This is a genomic window from Pandoraea sp. B-6, from assembly GCF_000282835.1.
GTDB classification, from domain to species: Bacteria; Pseudomonadota; Gammaproteobacteria; order Burkholderiales; family Burkholderiaceae; genus Pandoraea; species Pandoraea cepalis.
The window spans coordinates 1-4,638 of the sequence record NZ_AKXS01000134.1 but is presented as its reverse complement, the minus strand read 5'-3'; the positions used below and the strand labels follow the sequence as shown (position 1 = coordinate 4,638).

The 4,638-nt window shown below is 64.3% G+C and carries 4 protein-coding genes; all 4 read left to right on the top strand.

Translation table 11 applies throughout. The features are described from left to right. Positions 1-1,406: pseudouridine synthase (locus A985_RS0100935; protein WP_017231558.1), on the top strand; the 1,406-nt coding region annotated here is incomplete at its 5' end. 460 nt (positions 1,407-1,866) lie between these two features. Then, positions 1,867-2,325: a ribosome maturation factor RimP gene (rimP, locus tag A985_RS0100930; protein ID WP_017231557.1), complete on the top strand. Its 459-nt coding sequence runs from the start codon at positions 1,867-1,869 to the stop codon at positions 2,323-2,325. Continuing rightward, entirely contained in the window at positions 2,322-3,797 is a 1,476-nt protein-coding gene (gene nusA, locus A985_RS0100925; RefSeq protein WP_017231556.1) for a transcription termination factor NusA, read from the top strand. Before rimP ends, nusA begins: the two co-directional genes overlap by 4 nt. An 80-nt stretch (positions 3,798-3,877) precedes the next feature. Next, positions 3,878-4,638 (top strand): translation initiation factor IF-2 associated domain-containing protein (locus tag A985_RS26865; protein ID WP_198288631.1); only part of this gene is annotated, 761 nt, incomplete at its 3' end.

Sequence of the window (4,638 nt, the reverse complement as noted above, 5' to 3'; positions counted from 1 at the left end):
CAGGCAGGGCGCCGCAGGGTGCCAAGGGCCGTGGCCGCAAGGAGTCGACGGGCGGTGCCCGGGGCGGCGCAGGCGTCGGTGGCGGCAAGGGCGGCAAGGGTGGCAAGGCGCCTAAGGGCGGTGACGACGATCTGTTCGCGTTCGTGACGTCGGGTGGCTTCGATAGCGACGAGTCCGAAGGCGATGCCAAGGCGGCTGCCAAGCGCGGCCGCCGCCCGGCCGACCGTCGTGTCCTGTCGCCGGACGATGAGGCGCCCAAGCTGCACAAAGTGCTGGCCGAGGCCGGCATGGGATCGCGTCGCGAGATGGAAGAGCTGATTCTCGCCGGACGCGTGTCGGTCAACGCCGAGCCCGCGCACATCGGTCAGCGCATTCTGCCGACCGATCAGGTCCGCATCAACGGCAAGCTCGTCAAGCGTCGCATCACGAGCAAACCGCCGCGCGTGCTGCTCTATCACAAGCCGTCGGGCGAGATCGTCAGCCATTCCGATCCGGAAGGCCGTGCGTCGGTATTCGATCGCTTGCCGCCGATGAAGACGGCCAAGTGGCTCGCCGTTGGGCGCCTGGACTTCAACACGGAAGGCTTGCTGATCCTCACGACGTCGGGCGATCTGGCGAACCGATTCATGCATCCGCGTTATGGCATCGAGCGTGAATATGCCGTGCGTACCGTGGGGCAATTGAGCGAGGCGTCGCGTCAGCAGCTGCTGCGCGGCATCGAGCTGGACGACGGCAAAGCCAATTTCCTGCGGTTGCAGGACGGCGGTGGCGAAGGGTCGAATCACTGGTATCACGTCGCGTTGACCGAAGGCCGCAACCGCGAAGTGCGTCGCATGTTCGATGCGGCGGGCCTGATGGTGAGTCGTCTGATCCGTACGCGTTACGGCCCGCTGACGCTGCCACGCGGTCTCAAGCGCGGCCGTTACGAAGAGCTGGACGAGGCGCAGGTGCGCTCCCTGTTCGCGACGGTCGGCATGAAGATGCCGGGCACCGGCTCGGACGACAAGGGCAGTGTGGGTGGTCGTGGCGGCAAAGCCGGCGCGCCGAAAGAGCCGCGCCGTCAACCGGACCCGATGCAGACGGCCTTGGGCGTGTTCAGCCGCGAGCCGGGCCAGTCGCGTCGTCCCCGGCCCAATCCGCTGACGGCCTTCGTTGGCCCGAGCGGCGGCTACCCGGGGCAAACGCCTTCGCCGCGAGGCGAGGGACGACGTTTCGGCGGTGGGAATTCGTCGGCGGGCGGCGGTGGTTTTGGCGGTCAGTCGCGCGGCGGTAACGGTGGCGGCAACGGTAACGTCAATGGTAATCGCAGTCGTGGCGGCAACCGTGCGGGTGGAAGTGGCGGCGGCAATACAGGTGGTGGCAATCAAGGCAACCGTGGCAATCGCGGCGGCAACCGTTCACGTTGATTTCGTTGGAACGCCCCCAGGGCGGACGACGGCAGGCAGGGGCGCCAGTGTGTTGCCCCTGGCCTGGCGTCCGAAATAACGGGGACATTCGTTCGTTGGGTCCATCCTGCATGCGGCAACGCGGCAAGGGCGCCTGTCCGACGGGTTTTGGGGGTGCCAAGCGTTGCAAATCGGCCCAAAATCATATAAAATCAATCAATAAGCTGGTCCGCGTGCAGCAACTCCTGTTGCGGCACGCACCTCATGCGCAATGAGGCTGTAAGAAATGGGCGTTTCGCCCATTTTTTTTTGCCGCGAGCGTTTTGCGCGCGGCCGATGCCGCCGCGTTCGGGAGTGGGTGTGCCGACACGGGTACGCCGGCCCGGACGATCGAGGGCCGGTATCGTGCGGCGCCCCATGCGGGGCGCGCAGACCTGTCGGGCGCCGCTAATGCGCGCGAGTTTTTCTAGGGTGAGCAAAGTTGCAATTGCCAGAACTGATCGAGACCACGGTCGAAGGCCTGGGTTACGAGCTGGTCGATATTGAACGCGCCGGCGGCGGTTTGCTGCGCGTGTACATCGACAAGCCGGAAGGCATCGCGATCGATGACTGCGAGACGGTGAGCCGTCAGCTCTCGCATGTCCTGATGGTCGAGAACGTCAATTACGACCGACTCGAAGTGTCGTCACCGGGGCTGGATCGTCCGCTGCGCAAGCTGCGTGACTTCGAGCGTTTTGCCGGTGCGGAAGTGAGTCTTACGTTGCGTGTGCCGCTGGAAGGTCGCAAGCAGTTTCGCGGCATCCTGCAGGCGCCGCAAGGTGAGAACTTGAGCCTGGAGTTCGAAGGCAAGGGCGGCCCGGCGCTGCTCGACTTCACCCTCGCGGATATTGACCGTGCGCGCCTAGTGCCGCAGATTGATTTTAGGAGTCGCAAACGATGAGTCGCGAAGTATTGCTGTTGGTCGATGCGCTCGCGCGCGAAAAGAACGTCGACAAGGACGTCGTGTTCGCCGCGCTTGAAGCAGCATTGGCCTCGGCCACCAAGAAGCGCTATGCCGAGGACGTCGACATTCGCGTACATATCGACCGCGAGTCGGGGGAGCACGAGAGCTTCCGTCGCTGGGTCGTGGTGCCGGACGAGGCGGGCCTGCAAGAGCCGGACAAGCAGGTTCTGGAGTTCGAAGCCAAGGAAGACGACCCGTCCATCGAGATCGGCGAGTTCGTGGAAGAACCCGTGGAGTCGGTCGAATTCGGTCGTATCGGTGCGCAGGCGGCCAAGCAGGTGATTCTGCAGCGCATCCGCGATGCCGAGCGCGAACAGATCCTCACGGACTTCCTGGATCGCGGCGAGAAGATCATGACCGGTGCGGTCAAGCGTCTCGACAAGGGCAACCTGGTCGTCGAGTCGGGCCGTGTCGAAGCGCTGCTGCGTCGCGATCAACTGATCCCGAAGGAAAATCTGCGTATCGGCGACCGTGTCCGCGCGTACATCGCGAAGGTCGACCGCACGGCGCGCGGCCCGCAGATCGAGCTCTCGCGCACGGCGCCGGAATTCCTGATCGAACTGTTCGGCATGGAAGTGCCGGAAATCGAGCAAGGTCTGCTGGAGATCAAGTCGGCCGCTCGCGATCCGGGTGTGCGCGCCAAGATCGCCGTGGTGGCGTATGACAAGCGTATCGATCCGATCGGCACCTGCGTGGGCATTCGCGGCACGCGCGTGCAGGCGGTGCGTAACGAGCTTGGCGGCGAGAACGTCGACATCGTGCTGTGGTCGGAAGACCCCGCGCAATTCGTGATCGGCGCGCTTGCGCCGGCGTCGGTGCAGTCGATCGTCGTGGACGAAGAAAAGCACAGCATGGACGTCGTCGTCGACGAGAACGAACTGGCGGTGGCGATCGGTCGCAGCGGTCAGAACGTGCGACTCGCATCGGATCTGACCGGTTGGCAGATCAACATCATGACGCCGGACGAGTCGGCCGAGAAGCAGAACGAGGAGCGTGGCACGTTGCGCTCGCTGTTCATGCAGCGTCTCGATGTGGACGAAGAAATGGCGGACATTCTGATCGAGGAAGGTTTCTCGAGCCTGGAAGAGATCGCCTACGTGCCTTTGAACGAAATGCTCGAGATCGAAGCGTTCGACGAGGACACGGTGCATGAACTGCGCAATCGTGCGCGCGACGCCCTGCTGACACAGGCGATTGCCACCGAGGAGAAAGTCGAGGGCGTTGCGCTCGATCTCAAGAGCCTCGACGGTATGTCGCCTGAGTTGCTGGCCCAACTGGCCGAGCACGAAATTCAGACGCGCGATGATCTGGCCGAGCTGGCCGTCGACGAACTGACCGAGATGACCGGCGTCGACGAGGAAGCCGCGAAAGCCCTGATCATGAAAGCGCGAGAGCACTGGTTCCAATGATGACCTGCCCTGGCATGTATATGGAACAGTGAACTTTGAAGTTAACCGCAAGGCGCCTGGCCTTGCTTGAAGAGGTTTGAATGGCGAGCATCAACGTAGCCCAATTTGCTGCAGAACTCAAAATGCCGGCCGGCGTGTTGCTGGAGCAACTCAAAGCCGCCGGCGTGGAAAAACTCAGCGCCGACGATTCCCTGACGGAAGCCGACAAGGCCCGTCTGCTGGAGCACCTGCGCCGTTCGCACGGCGCCGGCGACGGCGACAAAAAGAAGATTACTCTGACGCGTCGCCAGACCTCGGAAATCAAGCAAGCCGACGCGACCGGTAAGGCGCGCACGATTCAGGTGGAAGTGCGCAAGAAGCGCACCTTCGTCAAGCGTGACGACGTCGCGGAAGGCGCGGAGAGCGCGGCGGCTGCCGCCGAAGACGAAGCCCTGCGCCAGCGTGAAGAAGACGCGCGTCGCGAAGCGGAGCGTCTGGCGGCGGAAGCGGCTGAGCTCAAGCTGCGCCAGGAACAACTGGAGCGCGAGGAAGCCGAGCGTCGCGAGCGCGAAGAGAAGGAAGCCGCCGAGCGCCGTGCGCGCGAGGAAGCGGAGCGCGCCGCGGCGGCCAAGGCGGCCGACGAACAGAAGGCGAAGGCCGAAGCGAAGGCGGAGGCCCAGGTCGACGTCGAAGCCGAGAAGGTGTCCAAGGCCGACGCCGAAAAGGCCGAGCAAGCCGAGAAGGCGGCAGCGGCCAAGGCCGAAGCCGAACGCGAGCAGGCCCGCAAGGCCAGCGAGGAAGCGCGCGCGGCCGCCGAGAAGGCGAGCGCGGCGGCCGACAAGGCTCGTGCCGAAGAGGAAGC